General features: G+C 38.9%; 30 protein-coding genes. 4 read left to right on the top strand and 26 right to left on the bottom strand.

Features of this window, described 5'->3' with window-relative positions:
* From AC2TFD_RS12340 to AC2TFD_RS12315, 6 genes are all read right to left on the bottom strand, one after another.
* Positions 1-363, bottom strand: a complete 363-nt coding sequence (locus AC2TFD_RS12340) for a group I truncated hemoglobin (protein ID WP_484675762.1) — start codon at positions 361-363, stop codon at positions 1-3.
* Positions 364-458: 95 nt separating this feature from the next.
* A complete protein-coding gene (locus AC2TFD_RS12335) occupies positions 459-1,442 on the bottom strand; it encodes an alpha/beta hydrolase family protein (protein ID WP_484675761.1) in 984 nt (327 codons plus the stop codon).
* A gap of 212 nt (positions 1,443-1,654) precedes the next feature.
* A complete protein-coding gene (locus AC2TFD_RS12330; RefSeq protein ID WP_335567662.1) occupies positions 1,655-1,783 on the bottom strand; it encodes a hypothetical protein in 129 nt (42 codons plus the stop codon).
* 146 nt (positions 1,784-1,929) lie between these two features.
* A complete protein-coding gene (locus AC2TFD_RS12325) occupies positions 1,930-2,214 on the bottom strand; it encodes a HesB/YadR/YfhF family protein (RefSeq protein WP_335567664.1) in 285 nt (94 codons plus the stop codon).
* A gap of 97 nt (positions 2,215-2,311) precedes the next feature.
* On the bottom strand, positions 2,312-3,400 hold the full coding sequence (locus AC2TFD_RS12320) for an MBL fold metallo-hydrolase (protein ID WP_484675760.1): 1,089 nt from the start codon (positions 3,398-3,400) through the stop codon (positions 2,312-2,314).
* A 154-nt stretch (positions 3,401-3,554) separates the two neighbouring features.
* Positions 3,555-4,550, bottom strand: coding sequence for a Gfo/Idh/MocA family protein (locus AC2TFD_RS12315; protein WP_484676303.1), 996 nt, complete (start codon positions 4,548-4,550; stop codon positions 3,555-3,557).
* A gap of 146 nt (positions 4,551-4,696) precedes the next feature.
* Between AC2TFD_RS12315 and AC2TFD_RS12310 the strand changes: the two genes are divergently transcribed.
* Together AC2TFD_RS12310 and AC2TFD_RS12305 are read left to right on the top strand one after the other, a co-directional pair.
* Positions 4,697-5,923 carry an MBL fold metallo-hydrolase gene (locus AC2TFD_RS12310; RefSeq protein ID WP_484675759.1) on the top strand — a complete coding sequence of 409 codons (1,227 nt, stop codon included), beginning with the start codon at positions 4,697-4,699 and terminating at the stop codon, positions 5,921-5,923.
* A gap of 3 nt (positions 5,924-5,926) precedes the next feature.
* On the top strand, positions 5,927-6,190 hold the full coding sequence (locus tag AC2TFD_RS12305) for a DUF3006 domain-containing protein (RefSeq protein WP_484675758.1): 264 nt from the start codon (positions 5,927-5,929) through the stop codon (positions 6,188-6,190).
* Positions 6,191-6,270: 80 nt separating this feature from the next.
* Here AC2TFD_RS12305 and AC2TFD_RS12300 read toward each other — a convergent pair whose 3' ends face one another.
* Genes AC2TFD_RS12300 through AC2TFD_RS12290 form a run of 3 tightly spaced genes read right to left on the bottom strand, consistent with a single transcriptional unit; the run spans position 6,271 to position 7,326 of the window.
* Positions 6,271-6,600, bottom strand: coding sequence for a hypothetical protein (locus AC2TFD_RS12300; protein WP_484675757.1), 330 nt, complete (start codon positions 6,598-6,600; stop codon positions 6,271-6,273).
* Positions 6,593-7,120 carry a hypothetical protein gene (locus AC2TFD_RS12295; protein ID WP_484675756.1) on the bottom strand — a complete coding sequence of 176 codons (528 nt, stop codon included), beginning with the start codon at positions 7,118-7,120 and terminating at the stop codon, positions 6,593-6,595. Before AC2TFD_RS12295 ends, AC2TFD_RS12300 begins: the two co-directional genes overlap by 8 nt.
* Positions 7,121-7,122: 2 nt before the next feature.
* A complete protein-coding gene (locus AC2TFD_RS12290; RefSeq protein ID WP_484675755.1) occupies positions 7,123-7,326 on the bottom strand; it encodes a helix-turn-helix transcriptional regulator in 204 nt (67 codons plus the stop codon).
* 142 nt (positions 7,327-7,468) lie between these two features.
* On the opposite strand from AC2TFD_RS12290, the gene AC2TFD_RS12285 reads away from it, so the two are divergent.
* The gene (locus AC2TFD_RS12285; RefSeq protein ID WP_484675754.1) at positions 7,469-8,734 is read left to right on the top strand and encodes an MFS transporter; all 1,266 of its coding nucleotides are present in this window, start codon (positions 7,469-7,471) and stop codon (positions 8,732-8,734) included.
* Between the two features lie 102 nt (positions 8,735-8,836).
* A complete protein-coding gene (locus tag AC2TFD_RS12280) occupies positions 8,837-9,592 on the top strand; it encodes a sulfite exporter TauE/SafE family protein (protein WP_484675753.1) in 756 nt (251 codons plus the stop codon).
* A 68-nt stretch (positions 9,593-9,660) separates the two neighbouring features.
* Here AC2TFD_RS12280 and AC2TFD_RS12275 read toward each other — a convergent pair whose 3' ends face one another.
* The 17 genes from AC2TFD_RS12275 to AC2TFD_RS12195 form a co-directional block, all read right to left on the bottom strand.
* On the bottom strand, positions 9,661-10,200 hold the full coding sequence (locus AC2TFD_RS12275; RefSeq protein ID WP_484675752.1) for a hypothetical protein: 540 nt from the start codon (positions 10,198-10,200) through the stop codon (positions 9,661-9,663).
* A 158-nt stretch (positions 10,201-10,358) separates the two neighbouring features.
* On the bottom strand, positions 10,359-10,655 hold the full coding sequence (locus tag AC2TFD_RS12270; protein WP_335567675.1) for a hypothetical protein: 297 nt from the start codon (positions 10,653-10,655) through the stop codon (positions 10,359-10,361).
* Positions 10,656-10,783: 128 nt separating this feature from the next.
* Positions 10,784-11,317: a GNAT family N-acetyltransferase gene (locus tag AC2TFD_RS12265; RefSeq protein ID WP_484675751.1), complete on the bottom strand. Its 534-nt coding sequence runs from the start codon at positions 11,315-11,317 to the stop codon at positions 10,784-10,786.
* A 16-nt stretch (positions 11,318-11,333) separates the two neighbouring features.
* Positions 11,334-11,903, bottom strand: coding sequence for a TetR/AcrR family transcriptional regulator (locus tag AC2TFD_RS12260; protein WP_484675750.1), 570 nt, complete (start codon positions 11,901-11,903; stop codon positions 11,334-11,336).
* A 184-nt stretch (positions 11,904-12,087) separates the two neighbouring features.
* Positions 12,088-13,050, bottom strand: a complete 963-nt coding sequence (locus AC2TFD_RS12255; protein ID WP_484675749.1) for an MBL fold metallo-hydrolase — start codon at positions 13,048-13,050, stop codon at positions 12,088-12,090.
* 89 nt (positions 13,051-13,139) lie between these two features.
* A complete protein-coding gene (locus AC2TFD_RS12250) occupies positions 13,140-14,108 on the bottom strand; it encodes an MBL fold metallo-hydrolase (RefSeq protein ID WP_484675748.1) in 969 nt (322 codons plus the stop codon).
* A gap of 28 nt (positions 14,109-14,136) precedes the next feature.
* A complete protein-coding gene (locus AC2TFD_RS12245) occupies positions 14,137-15,390 on the bottom strand; it encodes an MFS transporter (RefSeq protein WP_484675747.1) in 1,254 nt (417 codons plus the stop codon).
* A 464-nt stretch (positions 15,391-15,854) separates the two neighbouring features.
* Entirely contained in the window at positions 15,855-16,781 is a 927-nt protein-coding gene (locus AC2TFD_RS12240) for an alpha/beta hydrolase (RefSeq protein ID WP_484675746.1), read from the bottom strand.
* Positions 16,782-16,889: 108 nt separating this feature from the next.
* The gene (locus tag AC2TFD_RS12235; RefSeq protein WP_335567681.1) at positions 16,890-17,984 is read right to left on the bottom strand and encodes an FAD-dependent oxidoreductase; all 1,095 of its coding nucleotides are present in this window, start codon (positions 17,982-17,984) and stop codon (positions 16,890-16,892) included.
* Between the two features lie 13 nt (positions 17,985-17,997).
* Positions 17,998-19,335, bottom strand: coding sequence for an MFS transporter (locus AC2TFD_RS12230; protein WP_484675745.1), 1,338 nt, complete (start codon positions 19,333-19,335; stop codon positions 17,998-18,000).
* Positions 19,336-19,390: 55 nt separating this feature from the next.
* Positions 19,391-20,146 carry a GntR family transcriptional regulator gene (locus tag AC2TFD_RS12225; RefSeq protein ID WP_484675744.1) on the bottom strand — a complete coding sequence of 252 codons (756 nt, stop codon included), beginning with the start codon at positions 20,144-20,146 and terminating at the stop codon, positions 19,391-19,393.
* Positions 20,146-20,829 carry a 3-oxoacid CoA-transferase subunit B gene (locus AC2TFD_RS12220; protein WP_484675743.1) on the bottom strand — a complete coding sequence of 228 codons (684 nt, stop codon included), beginning with the start codon at positions 20,827-20,829 and terminating at the stop codon, positions 20,146-20,148. Before AC2TFD_RS12220 ends, AC2TFD_RS12225 begins: the two co-directional genes overlap by 1 nt.
* Positions 20,822-21,517: a 3-oxoacid CoA-transferase subunit A gene (locus AC2TFD_RS12215; RefSeq protein ID WP_484675742.1), complete on the bottom strand. Its 696-nt coding sequence runs from the start codon at positions 21,515-21,517 to the stop codon at positions 20,822-20,824. Before AC2TFD_RS12215 ends, AC2TFD_RS12220 begins: the two co-directional genes overlap by 8 nt.
* A gap of 16 nt (positions 21,518-21,533) precedes the next feature.
* A complete protein-coding gene (locus AC2TFD_RS12210; protein ID WP_484675741.1) occupies positions 21,534-22,484 on the bottom strand; it encodes an MBL fold metallo-hydrolase in 951 nt (316 codons plus the stop codon).
* 95 nt (positions 22,485-22,579) lie between these two features.
* Entirely contained in the window at positions 22,580-24,277 is a 1,698-nt protein-coding gene (locus AC2TFD_RS12205; protein ID WP_484675740.1) for a CocE/NonD family hydrolase, read from the bottom strand.
* A gap of 527 nt (positions 24,278-24,804) precedes the next feature.
* On the bottom strand, positions 24,805-25,218 hold the full coding sequence (locus tag AC2TFD_RS12200) for a Zn-ribbon domain-containing OB-fold protein (RefSeq protein ID WP_484675739.1): 414 nt from the start codon (positions 25,216-25,218) through the stop codon (positions 24,805-24,807).
* A gap of 3 nt (positions 25,219-25,221) precedes the next feature.
* Positions 25,222-26,385, bottom strand: a complete 1,164-nt coding sequence (locus tag AC2TFD_RS12195; RefSeq protein ID WP_484675738.1) for a thiolase domain-containing protein — start codon at positions 26,383-26,385, stop codon at positions 25,222-25,224.
* Between the last annotated feature and the right edge of the window lie 18 nt (positions 26,386-26,403).

The following is a 26,403-nucleotide window of genomic DNA, read 5'->3' as shown; positions in this document are numbered from 1 at the left end:
TTATTGATATAATATATCTTCTCGTAGTGACGCTACTTTCGTTAGGGCGGTATCTATGTCGGATTCATTCACTCCAAAGTGTGCAAGTGCATCGTGGAGATGATTGACAATCGCATTAAAATGCTCTGGCTGGAGATTCATTCCTTCATGCGCTTTCGCCATAGATTTACCAGAATATTGATTTGGACCTCCTAAGGCGAAGCTAATAAATTTTGCCTGATGACGCCGTTGTTTCTCCATATCGGTTTCTTCAAAAAAGTGATTCACGGTATCATCCTTTAAAACCAACTCGTTGTAAAAATAGTCGACCACTTTTGAAATGGCTTCTTCCCCACCGACTTTTTCATATAGTGATTGTTCCATACCCACACTCCTATTTAGTATTTAACAGGAGTATTTTTTACAGATCAGTTGTTTTTATCCTTATTCTTTTCCTATCCCATTTTTAGGAAATCAATTTATTTTACCAGCATTACCTTTTGATCGGAGTTAATCTGCTTCGTTTTCCAGTTTCTTAACCATTTAACTATCTTATCTTTTAGTTCAGGGTCAACCGGGTGTTTAAGTGATTTTTTATTTTGATTCATGATTTTGCTCATACTATATTCCACATCTGTTTTTCGAAGCATATGAGTCATATCTTGAATAATATGTGTTTCACATTCACCCTGAACAAGTGCTTTGATCTTTTCTAGATCGCCAACCTTTACGTTTACATCCTTTGTTCCCGTAATCGCCAACACAGGACATGTGACCTTTTGTAACGGTTTTGATACGTCAAAATGTGCAGTTTCTCGATTCCATTTAGCGTTGATTTTTTTCCCTTTATACTTAATAACAGGATCATCCGATTCTTGTAGCGCCTTAAATAAATCGTCATTCATTTTTGTTATTTTTTTCTCTACTTTTAATAATCGAAGTAACCAACCTTGAAATCCTTTTACAGATCGTAAATCCTTCATTATTTCTTCACGTTGCCACTCCGTTGTTTCTGGTAATGGCTCAGCTGTGCCTGCAAGAAGAATCATTGCATGAACTGGAACTTGCTCATATACGTATGGCGCGATAATACATCCTTCGCTGTGTCCAAGTAAAATCACATTCTCTGAATCTATCTTTGGATGATTTTTTGCAAACTCTAATACCGCCCTAGCGTCATCGATTAAATCGTACACACCCATTTCATAATAATCTCCCTTACTAGCCCCTACACCCCTTTTATCATACCGGATACTGGCAAATCCTTCTGCAACAACTAGATCTGTTAATTCCTTAAAAATGTTCATAGGCATTCCTTTAGCATTCGAATCTCGATCTATCGGTCCACTTCCATGAACCATTACAACTAAAGGAAATTTTTCATCTTTTCCGTTCGGGAGTGTTAAGGCAGCTGCTAGCGGATATTGTCCTTGTATCGTCACTTCCAACTCTTTACTCGTCATTCTCATCGTCCCTTATTCGTTATTTATCTTACCTTATTGATAACTAGAAATATTACGTCTGAGTAAGCAAAACCGTTCATTACTTATGTCCTATTTCTTTTAACAATTTATTCAGGGGAACCATCAGGTATGATGAGCATAACGAATAAAAAGAATGTACTCAAAAACAAAAAGACCGCCGCAGCGATCTCATTCACATGTTGATAACCAATCTACTTTTTCTTTTTATTTCCCTCTTGTGCTTTTAATGCCACTTTTTCAAGTCCGTCTTGAGCAAATTCTGCATCTGATTTAGGCATAGCCTTATTATATCTTAATTCATCATTCTTATTTTTAGACATTTTTTCACCGCCCCTGAAGGTTGTTAGAGATTATTATAGGATGCCAACTAAGATGGATTTCGTAGAGGATTTTGTATTTATATCGGCATCCATGATTTTAGTTTGGTCTCTTTTTCAAAGTCTATGTATCGGTAGAATAAACGGTCCTATGTGAAGATATAATCTACATCGTCGTCTTTCCGTACAACTGCTAAATCATAATTCTCTAAAAACCAAGCATCACGATCATCAAAGTAAAATGTGATTCCTTCCACTTCATCCTTAATCGCAATTGTACCTTCTTTTCCTACTGATAATCCTAAATAATAGGATTTATGAGGCGTCGGTATTCCGCCATAAATTTTTACAACAAACTGTACATAATCACCTGATTTTAAATTCATCTCAGATATATACCAAGCCGCAGCCTCTTTCGTTACTTCCAATTTCATATCTACACCTCATATTTAAAATAATTTCCCTACCTATTTATACTCCTAAAGTTTTCCACAAAAGCCATTTCACATTCAACGATTTATTAATACTTACTTATTTCCACCAAGGTACGGGTGTTGGGAGAGTTCCATTCAGAAGGACTGTCTCACCGATTTTGGGAGTCATTATGTTAACTTCTTTTTCCTTAGCCTTTTTTAATGCTCTTTCTACAGGGTCTGTCCATGAATGGTATGCCAGTGTAAACGCACCCCAGTGACTCAGCATCATGTTTTTACCTTTTACATCGAGGTGAGCCTGGATGGAATCTTCTGGTTTCATATGAATAGCGGCCCATCGTTCATCATATTGCCCACCTTCTATTAAGGTAAGATCGAAAGGACCGTATTTTTCTCCAATCTTTTTAAAATGTGGACCATACCCGCCATCACCACTGGTATATAATCTGTACTTTTCCCCTAAAATTACCCAGCCCATCCAAAGGGTAGAATCTCGATTGAACATTCCTCTGCCTGAAAAATGCTGTGAAGGAACAGCAGCGACTTTTAATCCTTGCCATTCCATTTCATCCCACCAATTTAATTCAGTAATTTTCTCGGTCGCTACTCCCCACTTCTGTAAATGTGCTCCGAGGCCGATTGGAACAAAAAAATGACCAGCTTTCTCTTTTAATCTTAGAATGGAAGTATAGTCTAAATGATCGTAATGGTCATGCGTGATGAAAACAGCATCGATGAGGGGCAGCTCGTTAATTGCATATAACAAATCATTACTATACCTCTTGCTTCCCACTAGTGTAACTGGAGACGGGGACGGACCGAACATTGGATCAATTAATATTTTTTTGTTATCTAAATGAAGGAAGAAGGTCGAATGCCCAAACCAAGTCAAACTGTCTTTCTCACTTCGAATACTGTTCCAATCGATTGAAATGGGAATCGGATTATTTGGTTTACGATCTTTTTTTCCAATTAGAGCGTCCTTCAATAATGACAAAACGGTTGAGACACTCATTTTCATATCTGTTGGATGTTGATTCACAAATTTCCCATTCTTGAAATTCACGAAGTTACTGTAGGTCTGTTGTTGGGTTTTACTAGGTGTTCTTCCAAACGTTGGATGCAAGCGAACGAAAATAATGATGGCTATTACGAATACACCCAAAAAGGCAAGCAGATAGAACATATTTTTGCGGTTCCCCCTTCAAACACAATCTTCCAAAAGCCTCTATCTATGATATAGGTTTAGGAGGGCGGATGTAAATGATTTGCACCTCCCGCTTGAGTGACCGACACCCTTTCCAAAAACAATTTAGGGTCACTCCCCGACCCATTATAAGTTAGATATCCTTATAATAATTCTTCACCATTTCCCCCATAACCCAATTTGTTCTTGCCCCTGATTCACCCTCGCTTGGACACTTTCCGTTACCCGTTGTTAATTCAGCCACAACCGTTTCTATTAGAGGTTGATGGACATGTTTTGGCGGTTCGAAACTAAATTCCTCTGTTCCCGCCTCATTCTTTAATACAACAGGGTCATTTCCAAAAGTCGAAAAGGTAATTTTCCCTTTACTTCCGACAATTTCATTTACATCCACATTCTCAAAAGCACTAAAACACCAATTTCCCACGCCGTGGACTCCTGATTCAAACTGATATGTACCTGTTACAATGTCTTCGGCCCGATAATAGCCTGCTTGATTCGAGGCAAAACCTTGGACAGACTTGATAGGTCCTAGTAAAAAATCTACTATATCAAGTGTATGGCTGGCTAAATCAAAAAACAGTCCTCCACCAGCTAATTCGGGTTGAACTCTCCAGGGAAGATTTTGAGAATCCAAAACATCATCGGTAGCTTTTTGGTACTGGGTTGTAGATACGAACCGTACATCACCAATTGCCTCATTTTCCAACAGCTCTTTTATTTTTAAAAATTTCTCATGTGCCCTGCGGTAGTAGGCAACATATAAGGGAACACCAGCTTTTTCACAGGCAGCGATCATCTCCTGACATTCAGAGAAATTAAGAGCCATGGGCTTTTCTACATAAACAATTTTCCCTGCCTGTGCTGCCTTGATGGTATATTCTTTATGTGAACCTGGAGGTGTCGCGATATAGACAGCGTCTACTTCAGGGTCATGAATCAGTTCATCTCCATTGTCGTACCATTTTGGAACATGATGCCGTTCCGCATAGTCTTTCGCAAGTTCACCCGTCCTCCGCATAACTGCAACCAATTCAGAGTTGCCAATTTTTTGGAAAGCAGGACCGCTTTTTACTTCCGTCACATCACCGCAGCCAATAATCCCCCAACGAACCTTATTCCGTTTCATCATCATTATCTTCCTTCCTTAGATTAGCCTTAAACTAATAGTAATCTTCCTTCTCCTTAATGACCAGTTTAAAACTCATCTCAGACCGAGAATTGTCTGAAAATGACTGATTTGTGATAAGCTATGAAAGGAAAAGGGGGATTTGAATGCATAAACGTTACCTTTTTGCTTTATTTTGGTTTATTACCATGATTCTCATTAGTGGATGTGGACAAGATTCTGTCAACCCAAATAAAACGGATGTTTCAGATAGGAAAGAATCAGTTGAAGAAAAATCTATTCCAGCGGAGAAAGAAGAAGCTCAGAGTAATGTAGAAAACAAAGCCACTCCCACTGACTTATCAGAGCTAAAGGTCCATTACATTGATGTTGGCCAAGGTGATTCTACATTACTTCAATTTTCAGAAGATGGTGAGGACTTCGCAATTCTTATTGATGCAGGTAATTGGAAAGGAGATGAAGTGGTAAATTACCTTAAATCGCAACATGTATCACAGATTGATATTGCCATTGGCACCCATCCTGATGCCGATCATATTGGCCAGATGGATCAAGTGATTAACACCTTTAACGTGGGCGAGGTTTGGTTATCAGGGAACACGAATCCTTCACAAACCTTCCAACGGCTTTTAACTGCTATTGATTCCAAACAAGTTGACTATCATGAACCTAGAATGGGGGAAGAATTTGAAATTGGACCACTGAAGATGGATGTTTTATATCCCAAAACAATCAGTGAACATGATAATGAGGAATCAATTTCATTAAAAGTAACCTATGGTGAGGTAGTCTTTGTTTTTACAGGGGATGCCACCACTGATGATGAATTAAAAATGCTTCAAAGCGGCATTGATGTAAAAGCAGATATTTTAAAACTTGGTCATCACGGATCTTCTACTTCTACACATCCGACTTTTCTACATAAAGTGAATCCGGCTGTTGCTATTTACAGCGCTGGAAAAGACAATTCTTATGGTCATCCTCATGAAGAAGTGGTTAATCTCGTTAAGAATTCTAACATCGAGCTTTATGGAACGGATGTTCATGGGACAATTTTGGTGACAACCGATGGAAAAGACTATAAGGTTTTAACCAAAAAAGATGGAACCATTACCCCATCTAGCAGCGGAAATACACCAAAAGATCCAGCGAAGATGGAAGAAATGCAGCCGATTGTTGGTCAATGTATTGACGTCAATACGGCAACGATTGAGAAACTGCAAGAAATCATTCATATAGGTCCCGCACGGGCGAACGAGTTAATTAACTTACGACCTTTTAGGTCGGTTGACGATTTAGGACAAATTAGCGGAATTGGGCCAGCAAGAATTGCAGAAATTAAATCCCAAGGACTTGCATGCATAGGGGGCTAGAAAATGAAAGGTTATTTAGACAGAATCGAAGATCATCGATTCGCGGTCATTTTAGTGGACGAAATCAAAAAGGAATTTATTATTCCGGCGTCAGAACTTCCTGAAGGAAGCGTAGAAAACACATATTTCGACCTTACCATCGAAAATGATTCGATTACTTCAATAATATTGGATAAGGAGACTACCCTTTCTGAACAACAAAAAGTAGATAATATGATGTCAAAACTTCGTTCAAAAAGCTCTGGCAGTAAATTTAAAAAGAAATAAACCATCTAAAAAAGAGTTAAGTATCTATTTACTTAGCTCTTTTTGTTGTAGTCACAATTTATTTTAAAAAAACATATTATTCATCTAATCTTTCGATAAAGTTTGTATCTCTTCCCTTCAAATTCGAAAGATTTTTTATTTGAGGCTGCTTGTACAGCACGTGTTACATCCTGCTGTAATTTTGTTAAATTGCTTTGGATTTGGACTAGTTCAGATTTTTCATCGTTCATAACTAAAAAAAATGCATCCCTTTTCTTCAATCGATTTAACGCTTTTCCAAACGCCAATATCCCTTCTCCTAGGAAATCAAAGATTTGTACACTGGAGCTATTGATATCCTCTTGAATAAGTTCATAAATTTTTGCATCTTTTGGAGTAACTTTCATTAATTCTTGTTCATATTTATTCATCGTAATTCTCCAATTCATCTAATTTTCGATTGTATCTTTTCACATTCCATTCATCCCATACGTAACTGATACCATAAAACACAATAATACTGATAAGAAATTCCACGGAGAGTGTAACAAGAATGTTCATCTGTTCACTCCATTGTGGGAACAAGTGCAAATGCTGCCAATCCTTTTCAATAAACAATATACCAATCATATTGAGGATTAAAAACACAATTGCTAAACCGAGTGAATCCCAAAAATAAAATCTCTTCCTTCTTTTTTTGGATTGGTGATCAGATCCTGTCGGTATTTGTTCACCTGTTACCATTTTGGGTATCATTAAACTTTCATCCTTCCGTGCAAACCATCCAATCGATACAGGAATCATGACAATTAAGATAATTTCCATTGTACTAGTCGTAATATCCTTCGTACTGATATACTTCCAAATACACGAAACTATAAGATATAGATAGACTATACTTAGCGTTTTTGCCATCCCCTTGGCAATAAACTTTTGATTTCTTTCATCCATTCCTATTCCTCCTCTACGTAATTAAAAAGTTCTTCGATAGAAACATTAAAAATTTTGGCTATGTCCCACGCTAATTTAAGTGAAGGATTATAATTTCCACGTTCAAGGTGACCAATGGTTTCTCTTCTGACCCCTACCAAACTAGCTAATGTTTCCTGATTCATATTGTTCTTCGCTCTAAATTCTCTAATTTTGGTTTCTAACACATGTAACTACCCCCCTTTATAAAATGTTATATATTTCTCACATCATGTTATAAATATATAACATCATTCAGAAATTGTCAATGTTCTGACATTAATGGAAATTCATATATATAGGGTAAAAACCTAACAGGAGTATAAATCATTGGAAAAACAAAATAGCAGGTTTAGATGGGTAGTATTTGCTTCAGTCTTATTTACTTATTTATTAATATCGAGTCAAAGAACCGCACCCGGATTAATTACCGACCAAGTGATGAAAGATTTTAATGTAACTGCAACAACGATTGGGTTACTGACAAGTATCCAATTCTTTGTGTACACTGGTTTGCAAATTCCAATGGGGATGCTGGCTGATCGTTTTGGGCCAAATTTTTTTCTCATTATCGGTGCCATTCTAACCGGATTAGGGACAATGATTTACAGTCTCGGCACCCATGAATATATTCTCTTTTTTGCCAGAATCATGACTGGGTTAGGAGATGCAACCATTTGGGTTAATTTAGTGTTAATTTTGGGACATTGGTTTAGTGTAAAGGAATTTACTCGATTAATCGGAGTAACGGCCATGACGGGCAGTCTTGGTTTTCTTCTGGCTACGGTCCCTTTCTCTTTATGGATTGATCTCCATGGATGGAGAACAGCATTTTTTTCAGCAGGATTATTGATCTTTTTTTGCGGCATTTACCTTTATTTTGTACTCGTCAAAAAACCAAAACAATCGCTATTTATAAAGAATGAAAAACAACGTGAAAAAACAAAGGTTTTACTTAGAAGAATATTTACGAATCGGCAAGCCTGGGCTTTATTCCTGTGTCACTTTGGGATTGTGGGAACGTTTGTAGGTTTTATCGGTTCATGGGCTGTACCTTACGGAATGACAATGTATGGAATGACTCGTTCTGACGCAAGTCAACTCATTTTGCTTGGACTTTCCGCAGCACTCATTGGTGCTCCTTTATCCGGCTGGATAACGAGTAAGCTGGATATGATTAAACGGCCATATATTGTTGTACATATCATTCTTTTGATGAGTTGGTCTGCCTTTTTCGTATTCAAGGGAAGCCCGCCATTGTACGTACTGATGGTGCTTTTCTTCATTATCGGCCTTGCATATGGGGCAAATGCCTTAACTTTTGCAGCCGTTCGGCAATCGTTTCCCATCATGGAATCTGGCATCGCCTCCGGGTTTGCGAATACGGGAGGATTTCTAAGTGCCGTATTGCTGCCAAGTATCTTTGGAAAAATATTGGATCATTATCAGACAGCCACAGGCAGCATAGCTGATGGATATTATTTCGGTTTCATTACTCCAGTCATCTTCTCACTCATAGGCTTGATTGGCGTTATTTTATTAAAGGAAAAAGCTCAAGTTACAGCACCCAAGAATCATACTGCAAATCTTAAATAATAAGACATTCGTTTTAATCTAAGGCAAAGATTACTAGCACAAAAATATAGAATTTACACCTAATCTGTACTAAAATAAGTACAGGATCAAACAATAATTGGGGTGGACATCATTTTTGAACTTTCATATCTAGAATGGCTAGTTGTTATTTTATGTACCGTCTTTATTGGTTTTACTAAAACCGGTGTATCTAGCATGGGCATACTGGTTGCGACAATATTAATGTACGTGTTTCCTGCAAAGCAATCGATAGGAATCCTCTTGCCAATGCTCGTTGTTGGTGACCTATTTGCAGTCATTTTTTATCGTAGAAGTGTAGTCTGGAAATATCTGATTTCTCTTATTCCATGGGTATTAATGGGGATTATTTTTGGATATTTTGTTCTTGATCAAATCAACAGTGATCAGTTAAAACCTTTAATAGGTGTAATCGTGTTAGCACTGATTATCTTGCATATCAGTCGTGAGAGATTTGGGGAAAAGTTTAATCAAGCGTTACCCAAATCTATGTGGTTCACTGTTTCAATGGGGATCTTAGCAGGTTTTACTACGATGATCGGAAATGCTGCTGGCGGTGTAATGGCGGTTTATTTATTAATGAAAGGCTTGCCGAAAAAGGAATTTGTAGGGACAGGCGCCTGGTTCTTTATGTGTGTTAACTTAATTAAAGTACCATTTTATATTTCATTAGGGTTAATAACCTATGATTCTATCACGTTTAATTTGTGGTTAATTCCTACTATTTTAATAGGTGCATTTATTGGAATTAAAGTTGTCCCACACATTCCTCAAAAGGTTTTCCAAACACTAATCTTAGGTTTTGCACTCATTGGGGCAATAAGACTTATATTAGTCTAATTTTGAATAAGAAAAAGAAGTATTCGTTCAAAAGAAACGGATACTTCTTTTTTGGAAAGTTAACACAGCTACCGGCTTTTTCTTATCAAATTTAAAAATTCCTCTTTATCATCCACACTAAAGAAGATTCGAGAAACCGAATTACTTCTTCCGATCAATGGTTTAGTATGAATGGGAGTTTCTAATACTAGTTCAAATGTCGGTTGGTCTAATCCGATTAATGATAAGTCAAGAACTTCTTTCTTCTTTTTATCCTCATCATAGTAGAGATTTCCATTCCTAAATTCTTTAATATCATTTATATTTAGCACTACCTTTGGTCGAATGCCGATCTTTAAGGAAATTTGATTATTTTTTATCAGGAGGGGATTCTTGGTAACTGCTTGTAAATCCACGAGAAGAAATAGTATTACAGAGATCGATAAAATCAAATGAGCCCAGTGTAAGATTGCACTCCATTTATAAAGTAGAAATGAAACTCCCACTGACTCTACCACCATTACAAACACCATGACCCATATAAATCCTGTATAACCTGACTTTTTGTGGTACGTAAAAGATTTTTCTTCTTTCTCAGAATGTAATACCTCTTCTAATGAATTCTTCATCCTCCCAAACTCCTTCCCCACTTATCATAAATTATGATTAACATTTTAAAAAACTAAATATTTAACCTAACTTAATTATAGTGGAAACCTTGTTATGTTTCAATCATTAAGAACTTACATAAAAAAAAAGCCGCCTGGATAGCAGCTAATTTTTTATCTCATTGGGATAATTGTTTGTGTTTTATTTCATTATAGATTGCAACAATAACGTCAATGTTATTGTCAACAAAATTTAGACGTTCTTTCGCCACCCTGGACCATTCATCAGAAAAATTAATGGCTGAAATAATGTGTTTCAGGTTAAATGTATATCCTTCGTGAAGCTCTGCAATGACATAGCTCACGCCCATATGTTTCCCTGCTTTATTCACAATAGTTTCTATATCACTTTTTAGCCATTCCGGAGCAACCTCCGTTGATTTTTTCAGTAATAATTCATATTCTTCATTAAACATCTTTTTTTCCTCCTGATTATTTCAAGAATCTTTAAATAAAAAACAAAACCAATAATAACCATATGTTAAGTATTCGTCTTATACTCTAACATCATACAATATCTTTCCATGAACTTCTAACGATTTGGCTAGTTACTATTCCCTAAATATTTCTCCATCCGAATATCCTTCCACATTCTATCCTGCCAAAAGGTAAAATTTTCGATCACACCAATTTCCTGATATCCTAGTTTCCGGTAGAGGTTTTGTGCTTGGGTGTTAAATTCAAACACCCCCAATTCAACACGGTATAAGCCATGCTTCTTAATTTCTTCCTCTAAGTTTTTTATGGCCTTATACCCAATCCCTTTTCCCCTGCCTTCTGGCTCACCAATAGTGATACCTATCCAGGCAGTTCCAGGCTCTTTTTTGTAAAGGTGGCCCGGGTCCACCATAAAATTCATTTCACCGATTAATTTGTTTTCTAGATAAATTAAATAGGTATGATGGTGTTCAAGTCGTTGATTTAAATGTTCTAGGGTTACGTATTCCCGACGTTCTAAGTCTAACTTGTTCTGGTTAGGACGCATTAATGGAATTAAATCTGGATTGTTTTCCCAGCGATGAAATAATTCAACATGGGTTGTGGTAGGCTTTACTAGTTTTTCAAAAGATACATTCATAAGGCTTCCCCCCACCTCATTGCTCAGATTTATAATTTAAAAGAGTAGGTAAAACATCCAAGATAATTTTAAATGGCTCACTTGTTTTTTGTGTTAAACAGAGCAATATTGCACCTTCAATTGAAGCCGTAATCATGACAGCAATGGATTTAGCAGATTCCTCTGAAATGCCGTCTGCTATCAGCTTGTTTATATAGATACCTTGCATTTTTATGTATAAGTTTGAACAGGCATTCCGGACTGGGTCACTAAGTAATGCCATTTCGCTAATAATAGAGCTAAACGTGTAGGCAGAAATCGTTCCTTCTGATTCAAAATTTGCGATTAACTTGTTAATCATGGCAGCCGTGGCTTCCTTTGTTGTAGGATAACGTTCAAATATATCCTCGATATCATTGGTCATCCCTTCACTCATTGACTGAAGACAGGCAATAAGTAATTCTTCTTTTCCATTAGGAAAATGATGATAAAGGGACCCTTTTGAAAAATTCCCTGCTTTTAAGATCTCGGTTAAACCGACACCTATATATCCCTTTTGTTGAAATAGTTTTTTTGCTATGTCAATCATCATCGATTTTGTATCCATTTACACGCTCCTCCATCCAGATGCATAACGCGCAAGAAATTCGTTTACTGTGTCAATTCTATTACTAGAATAAATAATGGAGTTGCTAAAGTCCATTAAATTAGCACCATGTTTTAAAAGGAATTCATTTTGTACACCTTTTTCCTTACAAAAATAGGAGCTAATTCCCTCATCAACTCCCTTTTTAACAATGATAATGCCAAATACCTTTCTTTATTTCCTTCGTAATTTTCCCTTGTATTTCAAGATAATCGAGATATCCAATAATTTTAGACATAGTGTTAAAAAATTTCTTTTCATACTTATCTTTATATAATAACTTGGCAATGCCGCTTGCAGTTGAAATCCCGGATTGAATGATAGGTATGTATTTGCTGGCTTTCTCATCGATTTCTTTTATTCTTTCTTTTATTAGGTTTGTAGGATTTTCTATGATACTGCCATGTCCGGAAAAAACAAGATCTGCATTTAGTGACAAACATTTTTCTAATGACTGCTTTTGTTGAGCCAATGATTTTGTACGGGTCCCATCAATATTTGGTTCAACCATAGCATTGCTAGGTAGATGTTGAATCAATAAATCACCCGCAAATAGCCAGTTACATTCTCTATTATAGAAGGCTACTTGGTCCGGAGCATGCCCTGGAATTTTAAGGACTTCAAAACCAAAAAGCTGGTTAGTAGTGATTTCTTGGATTTCACAATGAATTTTTTTATTTTCACCAATTGTAATAGGATTACGTAAATCAGCTGCTTGTGTCTCACCAAACTTGCCGCATCCCATCTCTTGGTATAGCTTTCTAAAAAACTCTACGCGCAATTTCATATAGTGAGGGTCTCTATTAAGTATAAGTTTAGCATAAGGATGGGCATATACGGGAATGGAATGGGTGGATACAATGGTGTTGACCAAACCAATATGGTCGATGTGGTTATGCGTTAGTAAAATGGCTGTGATATCAGTTAGTGTATAATCATGATCCTTTAGAGTCATTTGTAAGGCGTTCCAGCATTCATCATTGTTCAAACCAGCGTCAATTAAAAGGAGGGAATTTTCATGTTTAACTAAGAAAAAGTTAATACTTTCTAATTTATTGGAAGTAGGAACCATAACAGGATATACCTCTATATTGTTCTTTTTAAACATCTTCTATCACCGCCTCAAAAAGAAAAGTACAACATAGCCCACATCGTTTGATGAGGCGGGCTTTGTTGTTTCACCATGAAATAATCGGTTTATGGATTAATCACAAGTCCATCTTCAGCAGCAATAATTTCCCCTTTATAACCTGCAGCTGAAAATACCTTTGAAATACTCGGTATATCTACCTTACCTAGACCGATATGGGTTAAGACAAGTTTTTTAGCCTTTGATTCTGCTGCCATTTTGGCAAGGTCTTCTAGTGTAGCATGAGATTGTTTTAACCCATTCTTTAAACTTTCGCGCGCTTGTTCGGGTACAAATGAAAAATCACTCGCTAACATACCATCTATCACTAGAATATCGGTATTCTTTGCAAACTTGGCAAATTCATTCGAATAGGTTAAATCACCTGATACAACTACACTTTGTCCCTTTGCCTCAAAACGATAGGCATAGGTTGGAACTGTATGCGGGACAGGGATGGATGTAATTTTTACACCATCGAGTTCAAACTGATATTTATCCCCTGTAAAATCGTTAATATTCACATTGGTAAAAATACCATCCTTTGGCCAGCCCAAACCTGAACGATACTCTAAATCTGATTTAAAAAAATTAACTGTCGTATCATAAAATTCTTGGACCTGAGGTCCTACTAGATTAAGGGAACGCCTTCCTGTAGGTCCCTGCCAGCCATCAATGAAAAAGTTCCAAAAGCCGCCGTTATGATCCACATGTTGATGTGTAAACAACATATTTGTAATTTTTTCTGCAGGAAGACCAATCTTTAATAGTGTACTCGTTGTATTTTCACCGCTGTCCACTAAGAAATATTTATCTTTAAATTGAACCAGTGTACTTGGAGCCCCTCGGCCAACCTCCGTTTTTGGGTTGCCTGAACCCACTGTCACTACTCGGAAACCTGCAGGAACTGTTTCAAAAGCTGAGCTGCCATTTTTATTTTCTAGTGGCTTTTTATCGGCAGAGGCTGATTCCTTTGTACCACAGCCACTTATTACCATAACAATTAACAAAACAAAGATCAAAAGTTTTCGTGTCATCTATTCTACTCTCCCTTTAATTCTACTATTATACTTGTAAACTAGCTTTAACATCTTTTTCTGGATTAAATTTAACTTTAGATGGTGCTGTTTCTTTGTATAAGAACGTTAAAAAGGACGCAAGAACGCCAGCAGCAGCCGCAACGTATAATGGTGTTTGAATACCATATATATCTGCTAAAGCACCATTCACCATCGGATTTAAGAATCCGCCGATTAACTCACCAATGCCAATGGTTAATCCAATCGCAAGACCTGAGTATTGTAATGGAACAGACTCAACTGGAATAACGGACATCGACATACCAATGACACCTGAACCAGCAGAACCAATGAATAAAAGCAGCATCATTAATGGAATGGAATCCACGAAAACGATAGATAGCGGAATCAGAATTAATAAAAAGCCAGAAACTAAGGACGCTGGTTTACGACCAGTTCGCTCTGAAATAGTAGGTATTAAGAAACCGAAGATCGCGTATCCCACCCCAAAGGAAGCCATTACGAAACTCATAGTAGTATCAGATAAACCTTTGGCTTGTACTAAATACGTTGGTCCAAAAATTTGGAATGCCATAAGCGTTGTCATAACTAGACTGAAAACAACAATGGATAACCAAATATTACGGTGTTTAAGAACATCTTTCACTTTTACTTTTTCAGTTGATTTAATCGCATGCATTGCATGGAATTTCGCTGAATCAGGATTTTTCACTGATTTAAAGATCACTATGCTTAATATAATCCCTGGGATAATCGTTAAATAGAATGCAGTATGCCAGTCAAAATTTGTTGCTAATGCAACGATTACTACAGGTGCTAAAATACTGCCGAATAAGGCGTTGCTTGTGTTCATCGTGAAGCCTAAATTAAATCCTTTACGGCGCTCAGAAGATTCCATTGCTAAAATCGATTGTGTCTGTGGAATCAGAGGACCTTCTACAATCCCCATTAATAGACGAAGTACGAATAACATCGCAAATGATTGTGCTAAACCGTGCATTAATGAAACAATGGAAAATGCCAAAACTAAAAGTGCTAACATTGATTTCTTACTTTTAACCTTATCTGAAATGAATCCGCCTAGTGGACCCGATACTGACCAGGTTAATGCAAGCGCTGCACCAAGTAATCCTAATTGCGTGTAGTTTAGTCCTAAATCTGCTGAAATCATTGGGAATAGATAGTTAATCGCTAAACGGTCAAAGAATACGAAACCGATTGTGAAGAAAACGATTAGTACTAACTTATTTTCATACGTCCAAAACTTTTTCTTTTCCATTAAATAAAACACCCTTCCTTAAAATCACGTATTGTTATAGCTTTTAATCATAAATCATAAAATACGTAGATACCGAGTTGATTAGTAAAATTTACAATCATCTGGATTTCAGGATTAATGAGGCAGCCAAACTCTCAGATCTGAAAGTTTAAAATATTGGCATGCTATTAATAGCCCCCGAAATAGGAATATATAATGTGGTGTTCTAAGAAGCAAAATTCCGAAGATTGAGAATATTTCTAGCACTCTTGTCCCTTTAAACCATGATTAAAGAATCCAATTTATAATACTTTTTAGTAAGTGCCGATGTCCACCTCCCTTAAGGCTACCCCCCGTACTAGCAATTTCTCCCTGCACATTAAACGGAAGTGACCAAACGCAGTGCCGACGGTTTCTGCCAGATGATCACTTCCCTTGAAATTTATAAACTTCATACATCCACGAAAACGTAAATTACAAATTCTTTACTTTGAATTTAAAAAATCAGCTGTTCGTTTATAAACGTCTTTATATTCATCTAAATGAGTGAATTTACCTAAGAAGCCATGAGTTGCACCCTCATATCTTTTTACTTCTGCATGTACACCGCATTTTTGTAAATTCTGTGCAAATAGTTCCCCTTCATCTCGAAATGGGTCATATTCTGCTGTGATGACGAGAGATGCTGGAAGTTTTTCTAAATTCTTTTCTCGAATCGGTGAAACAAGCGGATTATCGGTATCCACATTCCCTATTAAATAGAAGGAATTAATTTCTGCTAATTGGTCGCTCTCTACGAAATAGCCTTTTCCGTTTTCCACTAATGATGGGTAACGGAATTCACTAAAGTCGAGGTCTAGGGATGGATAAAATAATACTTGCTTTGAAATGGTAAATTCCTTTTTATCACGGGCCATTAGGGAAACTGCAGCAACTAAGTTTCCGCCAGAACTATCCCCTGCAATAGCGAGGTTCTTCCCATCCCATTTTAATTCGTCTTTATGTTGTGTTGCCCATTTTGTGACATTATAGGAATCTACTAATGCCGCAGGAAATGGATGTTCTGGGGCGAGTCGATAACCCACAGAAATTACTTTATAGCCGGATTCCATACAAATCGGGCGAACCACTTCATCATGACTATCTAATGTACCAGACATAAAGGCACCGCCATGGAAATACATAAGAATTGGATAAGAATCTGCTTCTTTTGGTGTGTAAATTCTTACTGGAATATCTGCTTCAGCAGTCGTAATTGTTCTTTCTTCGACAGAATAAACTTGTACACGTTGTTCAACTGGTAAAACAGGTGCATCAAACATTTTTCTATGTTCTTCCGGAATGATTTTTGGCTTAGACTCGGATTTTGGAATGAAATCCAATATTTTTTTTATCTCTGGATGTACAGGCATTTGCGAAACCTCCGTATTTCAATCCGCCGCTTATTTGATTGATTAAGCGACGGAATATTCCTATTCTAGTTAATTTTCAGATATCTATTTTGAGATGAGATTTTAAGATTACTTATTTTCAAAGAATTCTTTTTCTGGGAAAAAGGTATCTTCCTTGTCATTGTGGAACTGACGAGATAAATTTTGGAATAAATGGCAAACTGGCTTTCTTAGGTCCTCATACTTTTTCAAAGCTTCTGCAACGGAATCAGTTTCTAGTAAACATTCAGCCAATATCCCGGCATCTTGAATCGCCATATTTGCACCTTGACCTTGGTTATGAAGCATCGAATGGGCAGCATCTCCTAGCAGAGTGATGCATTCATTGCTCCACTGTTGGACTGGATCGATATCATATAGTGCACGAACATCCCAATGATTAATATCTTCGGCTATCTTCTGGAAGTTAGGATGGAAGTTCTTTAATTGATTAAGCATGTCTTCTTTCGGCACGTTTGGTCTACCAGTTCGATCATGGTGTGGTACGGTAATATCGACGGAAACTTGTTTCCGATATTGTAACGGTAGTAAATATAAATTGACTTTATCATTTGCGACAATTCGGAGTGTGTCACCAGTAGCTAAGCCATATGTTTCATCCTCATTAACAAGAGCACGATAGGCATGATAGCTGTGGAAAACAGGCTCAGCTTGACTGAAAAATAGATTCCGGGTAAGGGAACGAATACCATCTGCACCAATAACCAAATCGGCTTCCACTTTGAGGCCGTTTTCAAACTCAATCTCTGCATAATTTCCATGACGAACAATATTTTTACATTTGTGATCCAGATGGATGTATTCAGATGGTATAGCATTAATAAGCGTGTCCAGACAGTCTGCGCGATGAATTAATCTCGCCCATTTTTCATTCGGGTCATCTGTTAAAGCTGGCCATTGCTCCTTAAGTAACACTTCCGCTTGTTCTGAAAGGATCTCTATTTGGACGCTTTTATGGGTTACTCTCTCAATTTCTTCCTTAAGTCCCCATTTCTCGAAATACTGAATGGATGGCGGACGCAAACCGATACCTGCACCTACCTCTTTTATAGCTGCTGCCTGCTCATAGACGTCGACATTAAATCCTGCATGACGTAATGCAACCGCAGCTGACGCCCCACCAATACCTGCACCGAGAATAGCAATTCTTAAATTTGATTTCATTAACATTTCCCTCCTAAGCGATATCTTTTTTATTTATCATATTTTTGTTATTACCAAGTTTTAAAGGAACAAATGAAAATGCTATAGCAGCTATAATGCCTGGAATGGCAAACGAAAGGAAATTCATTTGCGCTGATAGATTAAGAGATACTAGAATGCCACCGAATGTAGGACCGATAATCCCGCCTATTCTACCAATTCCCGAAGCAAACCCTATAGCAGTTGAGCGCATTAATGGAGGATAGTATTGTGATACAAAGGAGTAGGAAATGTTTTGAGCCCCCATCGTACATGCACCAGTAATAAATACCAAGAGATATAGAATCACCATGTTGTTTTTAAAGCCAAGAAGCGTCAAGGAAACTGCAGACATGATAAACATTGGAACTAGTACTTTTTTTACTCCGAATTTATCTGCAAGACCTCCAAGAATTAACGTTCCAATAATAGCCCCTATATTTAAAACAATCATAAAGCCTAAACTGGAACCAAGTGGATAGCCGGCACTAAACATCAAATTAGGAAGCCAAGTACTTACTCCATTGATCATAAGTAAGCACATGAAAAACGCAATCCAAATCATCACAGTACCAAGCGCGCGTTTATTTTTGAACAAGGCTGCCACTGGAGAACCAGGTTCTTCTTTTTCTGTACTTAATACAAATTCAGCATCTGCTGGCAGTGATACCTTGTCATTAACTTTTGAAAGAACGATGCGCAGTTCGTTTATTCGACCTTTCATCAACAGAATAGCGGGTGAATCATGAAAAAACTTCATCATAAACGGAATGAGCAAAAGTGGAATCGCAGCTACCCAGTAAACACTTTTCCATCCCAAAAGAGGGATAAAATAAATACCAATGAGAGCGGCTACAATACCACCAACTGAAAAGCAGCACATCACGATTGAAACCATTATGTTATGCATATGTTTTGGTGCGTAATCTGTCAGTAGGGCAATTACATTGGGCAAAACCCCGCCAATCCCAACACCGGCAATAAACCGGAAAATAGAAAACGGAGTTGGGCCAGGTGCAAAAGCACATAAAAACGTAAATATACTAAAGAGGACAACACTTAAAATAAGAATTTTTTTCCTTCCAAATTTGTCGGCCAAAACACCAAAGAATATGGCACCCAGCATCATTCCGAAAAATCCGTAACTTCCAATGGCACCTGCTTGAACAGGGGATATCGACCAGTCCTTCATAAGGATTGGGATAACTGATCCATATATAACTAAATCGAACATATCGAAAACTATAATTATGCAGCAACAAACCAATAACCCAATATAAAAGCGGTTAAATTTACCTTCATTGACAACTTCGGTAATGTTTATTTTTGACACCCTATTCCCCCCTGTCCAATATTGTTGATATACTCTTTTTAAACGCTTATCAATCTCATCGATTTACCGTAAGAGAAAACTTATATTCATCGGCTCTATGAACAGCCCTTCTCCAGCCTATGAGTCTATCATTACGCGTGTACAACTTTGTTTCTATTACGAGAACAGGGTCCCCATGCTTTGTACCCAAAATCTCTGCCTCCATACTGTTCGCACTTGACGCACAGATTTGGTGATCACCTCGAGAAATAATAATGCCTTGTTCATTTTCGAGAAGCCTGAAAACACTATCAACTTTCTCAACCTCACGTTTACTCAGTTGGATATCCTCCGATACAGACAAATAAGTCTGCGACCATACTAATGGTTTCCCTTTGAGAAAGATTAATCGGGAGACTCTCTGGACCTTCTCGTTCGGTGTAAGACCAAGAATTGCGCACAATTTCACTGTAGAAAACACAGTGTCAACACTTAATATTTTTGAAGTGCAATCCAAACCTTGATCGCGAAGAAATCCAACAAGTCCTCCTAACTCTACCCCTGGAGGTCGAACTGGGAGTTCCTGAACAGGGAAGGTGCCCTTCGCCCTCTCACGATAAACGTACCCTTCATCGGCAAGCTCCTTCAGTGCCTGGCGAACAGGCGCCCGACTAACATGAAAGCGCTGAATAAGTTCATGCTCAGTGCTAATTGGGCGACCCGTTTCACCGACAGCAGCCTGTATCTCACGAATCAATATTTCCTTGATTTGTTTATAAAGGGGCACCGATGAACTTCGATCAATGGTTAGTTTTGTCGCATGGTTAACCATTATTTTGCAGGGTCTCCTTGTGCAAGCCCGGCCGCATGAATCTTAAGCGGTGCAGCAGTGCGCTCCTGCAAGTATTCAAAGGTAACTCCAGGTGCGAGTTCTTGAACAACAAGGCCCTCGTCTGTTACGTAAATCACCGCAAGATCCGTATAAATTCGATCTACACAGCCGGGTGCAGTAAGTGGATAAGTACATTCTTCAACGATTTTCGGCTTTCCCTTACTTGTATGCTGCATACAAAGGAAGATACGTTTTGCGCCAACCGTTAAATCCATTGCTCCGCCTACACGTCCAAGAGGATCATTTGGAACCTTCCAGCTGGCAAGATCACCAGTCATTGAGACTTGGAATGCGCCTAGTACAGCTGCATCAAGGTGACCACCACGGATCATGGCAAATGAATCAGATTGTGAGAAGAAGCACCCGCCCGGCTTTAATGTAATGGGTTCCTTCCCTGCATTTACAAGATCCATATCCTCTTGTCCTGGTTCTGGTTTTGGTCCCAAACCAAGAAGACCATTCTCACTATGCAGAATAATTTCCCTGCCTTCAGGAATCACGTCCGCAACAAGTGTAGGAATACCAATACCTAAATTTACGAACCATCCATCCTCTAAGTCTTGAGCTACTCGAGAAGCTAACTCAATCTTTGACCATCCAATCTTTTTTTCTTCCTTAACCATTTACTAATACCCTCCCTTCTTGCGCGGCCTCCAATTTTACTAAGCGATGAACATAAACGCTTGGTGTAGCAATATTCTCTGGGTCTAATTCTCCGACTTCTACGATTTCATCAACCTCAGCAATTGTAATTCGTGCTGCTGTCGCCATTACCGGGTTAAAATTACGCTGAGTTTTATTGTAAACAATATTTCCCCAGCGATCAGCTCGGTGGCCCTTGATAAAAGCGAAGTCACCAACGATTGCTTGCTCTAGCACGTGCAAACGGCCATTATACATACGTGTTTCCTTTCCTTCACCTAGTTCAGTGTGCGCTGCTGTCGGTGTGTAAAATGCCGGAACACCCGCACCGCCTGCTCGAATCCGTTCTGCTAATGTTCCTTGTGGTGAGATTTCTAACTCAATCGAGCCATTCTGAAGACGGGCAATTAAATCATCAGCATGTGGACCAACAGGGAAAGAGCAGATAATTTTCTTTACTTGATTGTTACTGATTAATGAGGCAACACCATCGCTAACGGCACCAATATTATTAGATACAACTGTTAGATTCTTTGCTCCTTGTTCTACCAGAGCAGCAATTAGATGTGACGGCAGTCCGCTTCCCCCAAAGCCTCCAACTAGCAATGTTGCCCCATCGTGTATGTCAGCAACTGCCTTGGCTGTATTTTCAAACCTTTTCTGAATCATCAAGATTTTCCTCCTCTCATTTAACCTGCGAAACAATAAGTTCTTCATGGTAACCATTCATTGTTACAAAAAATGCGCAAGGTAAGTTCCTTGGATCCCCTGTATAGCCAATTTCCTCAGCAATTGATTCAAACGGCCCATACAGACCATTCTGTTTAGCAGAAAGACCATTCGCTAAATGCCGCTTCACCAAATCTCTTAAGTTGGCATCCCTATCAAGACTTGCTTGTAATACGGAGGCAACTTGCTCACCTTCGATTTGTGCACTTTGCATTTCACCATTGATATCACGGAATGGATGGCCTAAGAATAATTTTTTTGGACGAACTTCTTCTAACAAACGGCGTATACTTTTACGATATAAGGTTGGTGCCTCAATCGTTGGTAAGCCGCTAAACCCGCCGTACATTTGAACCGCGTCCGCGGCAAATGCCCAATTTAAGCCTTCTACTACAAAGGTCACAGAACCGATCGAATGACCTGGAGTTTCAATCACTTTTAACGCGATATTACCCCCCAGATGGATAGAATCACCCTCCACTACTTCTAAGTCCGGTTCAATGGTACCGCCAATATCTGTGGTAAGCATGGCGATATGTTTTTCCTGGATGGTTGGGTCAGTGATGTATTTTCCTTGGAGTAACTTGTAATCAACAATTTGTTCATTCTTATCACGCAATAACCGGGCCTCTTTTTTAGGAATGACTACTTTTGCTTGTCTTCCTGTTTTTTCCCATACTCCATAAGCCCCTCCGAGATGATCCACATGACCATGCGTCAGTAAAATCCAACGTATATCTTCTATGCGGATACCATGTTTGGCTAAGGTTGGCTCTAAATCTTGTACTGTTGAGATACTTACACCAGTATCAATAATGGCTGGTTCTGGTGCGTCCACATAATAGGCAAAGGCAGAAATTGGACCAAATTTACATTCAATTGGTATCACACGTACCGAATTTGTCATGTTGTTCACCCTTTATTACCCGATTTTACGGTCCACAGCGACCCCAAGAGGTGCTGTGGATGTCCTTTTAAAAAAGGGAACCGCAAGTTCGATTATTATTGATTCGTAATATCAAATTGCTTTGGAATAACAGGTAAAACTAATCGTGATGGGTGATCTGCGTCACGATAGATTTTGTGTGTGGTTGCACGTCCACTCGGCAGATGGTAACTGTCTGGAGGCAATAATTTTGCGTCCTCTCCATCAAGCGGTTCGTTACATGCAAGGTCTAATTCAATCCGATGTCCTGGTTTAATTAAGAATGAAAATGGATATAAGCGAATCGCATACTCGTTAATTTCACCAGGTGTCACTGGTATCACACGGTTATGTGGGTGCCATGGTTCACCGTAAGTTGATTTATCTTCAATTAACTCACGATGAGATGCTTTTAAATAACCTGATGTCATTAATATCCGTTTGCCGTTAGGATCTACATCATAAAGCTTGGCAATGAAGTTTGTATCATCTGTATCGATTTCAGCATGAATATACAAAGCCCCTGTACCTGTCATTTCTACAGGCTCTTGGAATTTATCACTTGTCCATTGAATCTTCTCTGATGTTGTTGTCACCGTTAATGGTGCTTGATAAAAACCATCCGGATGTGCATATTGAGATGTTAGCGGCTCAGGCTTCTCGCTAATTTTGTGGCGAGGACGCAAATAGAACTCTTTCTTTTCTTCATAGGGCAGAGGCCAGTGATCTTCTTTGCGCCATTTGTAAGAACCTTCTACAGAAAATTGCACAGTTGGCTCATCCATAATGCCATTATCAATGCCCTTTAGCCAGTAATCATACCAACGGAACATTTCGTCATGATTTTCATGGAATGGGCGTTCTAACATTGGTGGCAGCGCTTGAATATCGAGCTTTTTAATGCCTGAAACTTTATGGAAGCATTCGATTGTCCCCTCAACATTCCATCCGCGGCCCCATTTTGCTTGGAAGTAAGTTGGTATTTGTACTTTATGTGCCACTTCGATAGCGCTGTCTTTTTGCCAGAACGGGCCATCAAGTGGATTTAATAAGTAATCCATCCACAATTCGTGACGGTCTTGATAATGTAGTAGGTGAACGAAATCTGACCAATGAGCAATATCTGGATCATTTAAACGTTCTTGTGTTTTTTCTTTAATTTCTTCTGGTGAGAAAACTTTCGCTGTCTTACTTGCCACGTTATTGAATGCGTTACCACTGTCGCCGCCACGTCCTTCACGAGAGGCACGAGGCATTAACCACATAATCCCGCCGTGATAACAAAGTTCATATAGATCGAAATGACCGCCGTTTGCAAAGATTGCCTTTAAGTGTGGCGGCTGCTCTGCTGCACCTAGAATTTGAACAGATGCAAAGTATGAAATCCCAATCATCCCAATGTTGCCATCGCACCAATCTTGCTCAGCCATCCATTCAACGAGGTCATAGATATCTTTCCCATCGCCATGACCACCTGAATTGTAGTTCCCGCACATTTGACCTTCCGAGTGCCCTGTACCACGTACATCAGCAATAATATGAGCATAGCCATGTTCAACAACTTCACGAATATCGCCAGCCTCGATTGCACCGTTCCAAAGATGACTTGGACGCGCTTGTGGAGGTAATGTTAACGCTTGTGCTTGCAATTCTTTCCCATACGGACTAAGTGCAAGTAATGCTGGTACTTTTTCTACTCCATCGGGAAGGTAAATATCAGCAGCGATATGTACGCCATCACGCATGGGAATACGTACATCCTTAATAATTTTCATTTATATCCGCTCCTCTCTTTAGTCCTTCAATGTAAATTTTTGTTTGATCTGACAGATGTCCCCGTATTGAGGACAAATTTATTGAACTATCAATTAGTTTTGTCTTCAAGACCTCTTATTGAGGACTAATCTATTAAACACACGACGATTTTTGTCTTTAAGACCCCTTATTGAGGACAAATCTATTGATAAACCCAACGAATTCTGTCTCCAAGACCCCTTATTGAGGACTATTCTATTGATACACCCAATGAGTTTTGTCTCTAAGACCCCTTATTAAGGACTAATCTATTAATCACACGATGAGTTTTGTCTCCAAGACCCCTTATTGAGGACTAATCTATTAATCACACGACGAGTTTTGTCTCCAAGACCCCTTATTGAGAACAAATCTATTGATACACGCAATTAGTTTTGTCTTTAAGGCCCCTTATTGAGGACTAATCTATTAATCACACGATGAGTTTTGTCTCCAAGACCCCTTATTGAGGACTAATCTATTGAACACCAAATGTGATTTGTCCTTATCACCCTTCAACAGGTGTAAAACAAGGGATAAAAGGACCCGTATTGTTTTCGTCCCCGCTCTGCTTAAACATCACTTTTACCCTCTGATTGATGTGCAAAGTGTCTAAATCACAATCAACGATATTTGTCATCATTCTTGGACCTTCATCAAGCTCGACGAAAGCAATTGCATAAGGGACGCCACGCCGCATTACACTATAGGTGTAAATACTGCCGGTGCCCTTTGCTTCCACCCAGCTTGTTTTGTCACTCATACAGTGCGGACATAGTACACGTGGATAATAGTGAAACTCTCCACAAGAGTCGCATTGTTTTACCAACAGCTTTCCTTCTGCAGCAGCATCCCAATATTCTTTATGTTCTGGATGAATCTCAGGGATCGTCATCGTTCTTTCTTGATATGTAATTCCCATTCTTTACACCCTTTCCATGATAAGTGTGCTACTTCCGTGGCGGGTGGCCAATCCCCCGCCTGTTCCGTGAGCTAACGCTAGGTCACAATTCTTAACCTGAACTTGTGGGTTTGCTTCACCACGGAGCTGACGAACAGCTTCGATTACTTTTACAATGCCGCCTCGGCTTGCTGGGTGATTGTTATTCAGTCCGCCGCCATCGGTATTAATTGGAAGTTTCCCTATTCCTGAAATTAAGTTTCCATCTGCGACAAACTTGCCGCCCTCGCCCTTCTTACAAAAACCTAAGTCTTCAAGCTGCATTAACACCGTAATTGTGAAACTATCGTAAATGGATGCATATTTAATATCTTGAGGCGTAACACCAGCCTCCTCAAAAGCTTTAGGTCCAGACCAAATCGCTCCTGAATAGGTCAGATCTGTTTTTCCAGCATTTAATCCTTTTGGTGCTTCGCCAGCACCCATCACTCTAACAAGTGGACGTTTCAAGCTTTTAGCGATCTCAGGTCTTACGACTACTAAAGCACCGCCGCCGTCACTAACAACACAACAATCCAATTTATGTAATGGATCAGCAATCATAGTAGACGAAACTACGTCTTCCACTGTCACTAAATCTCGCAGCATTGCATTCGGATTGTATTGTGCGTGATGGGAAGCCGCAACTTTGACCCATGCCAATTGCTCACTTGTCGTTCCGTATTCATACATATGACGCATGGCAGCCATGGCGTATTCATTCACCGCCGTTGGTCCAAAAGGAAGTTCAAAAGGTGTATCCGGAACATTCGCACCAACCAGTTTCTGTTTAACCCCGCTTCTGCCTTCTGAGCGCGGACGGCCTGCCATGGTAATTAATGCTACATTACATTTTCCTGCTGCGATTGCTTGTGCCGCATGTGAAACATGGGCAATATACGACGATCCTCCAGTGTCTGTCCCATCGACATGACGAACATTAAGGCCTAAATAATCGACCATTGATAGAACGCCGCCCGGAGCGTCTCCGGCACAAAAATAACCATCTACATCTGCGAATGTTAGTCCTGCGTCTTCTAAAGCACCCTTCGCACATTCAGCATGTAAGGCTGCAACGGATTTATCCGGAGCCTTACGTGTTGGATGTTCAAATGCACCTGCAATATAAGCCATTCCTTTAATACTCATTCAAAATTACCCCCCCGT

The sequence above is a fragment of the Neobacillus sp. plas4 genome (assembly GCF_057221695.1).
The sequence above is the reverse complement of the archived record's forward strand: the minus strand, read 5'-3'. Positions and strand labels throughout refer to the sequence as shown.